Below are 1,218 nucleotides of genomic sequence, written 5' to 3' on the forward strand. Positions count from 1 at the left end.
TGACGTGCTCCCCAAAGCTCTACCAGTCATAACTGGAGTCCGGGGCTATTATGGTGCCCCTCGGGGCGGTGTTGCACAACCCGCCTGGCAGCATCGGCGGGCGTCAGCCCGCCAATACCGCTATGCGGCCGCACATGGTTGTAGTCGTCGCGCCAGAGCCGCAGCACTGCGCGGGCATGGCCGAGCGACACGAACAGCGTCTCGTTGAGGCATTCGTCGCGCAGACGACCGTTGAAGCTTTCGACATAGCCGTTCTGCTGCGGCTTGCCCGGCGCGATGTAGTGCCACTCGAGGGGGCGCTCCTGGGTCCATCTCAGGATCGCCAGGCTGGTCAACTCGGTGCCGTTGTCGCTGACGACCATCAGCGGCGGTACGCCTCTGACGGCGATGATGGCGTCGAGCTCACGAGCGACACGCGTGCCTGACAGCGAGGTGTCGGCCACCAGCGCCAGGCATTCCCGCGTGAAGTCGTCGACCACCGCCAGGATACGGATGCGCCGACCGCTGATCAGCGTGTCGCTGATGAAGTCGAGGCTCCAGCGCTGGTTCGGCCCCTGCGGCAGCGCCATGGGCGCGCGGGTGCCCATCGCTCGCTTGCGGCCACGCCGGCGCCTGACCCCCAGGTTTTCCTCGCGGTACAGCCGCAGCAGCTTCTTGTGGTTCATGACCAGCCCCTCACGGGCCAGCATGATCCCAAGCCGACGGTAGCCGAAGCGGCGCCGTTCGGCTGCGATCTCGCGCAACCGCGACCGTAGGTCGCCATCATCCCTACGCCGGGGCGCGTAGCGCACCGACGTTCTGTCCACGCCGAAGATGGTACAGGCCCGACGCTCGCTGATGCCGAACAGCTGCCGAGCATGCTCGACAGCCTTCCGCTGAGCGGCAGGCTTCACCAGTTTTTTCCCGCCGCCTCCTTCAGCACGGCATTGTCGAGCATGGCGTCGGCCAGCAGTCGTTTGAGCCGGCCGTTCTCCTCCTCCAGCACCTTCAGTTTGCGTGCCTGCGACACATCCATGCCGCCGTACTTCGCCTTCCACGCGTACAGCGTCGCGCTGCTGATCCCATGCTTGCGGCACACATCGGCGGTCTTCATCCCGCCCTCCTGCTCACGCAGAACCGCGATGATCTGCTCCTCGCTGAACCTGGTCTTCTTCACATCCATCTCCTCACGAAGGTGGACTCTAGCTCAAACTGGCGGAGTTTCAGGGGAGCACGTCA

The 1,218-nt window shown here is 65.1% G+C and carries 1 protein-coding gene; it reads right to left on the bottom strand.

Features of this window, described 5'->3' with window-relative positions:
- Positions 1 to 26 precede the first annotated feature (26 nt).
- Positions 27 to 1,156, bottom strand: a protein-coding gene (locus tag FHY02_RS22595; protein ID WP_183926620.1) for an IS3 family transposase whose coding sequence is annotated in 2 segments (ribosomal slippage) — positions 27 to 910 and positions 910 to 1,156 — 1,131 coding nt in all. Because the reading frame shifts where the segments join, the coding sequence is not laid out codon by codon here.
- Positions 1,157 to 1,218: the final 62 nt, after the last annotated feature.

It is taken from the genome of Sphingomonas sp. BK069 (assembly GCF_014193405.1).
Lineage (GTDB): Bacteria > Pseudomonadota > Alphaproteobacteria > Sphingomonadales > Sphingomonadaceae > Sphingomonas.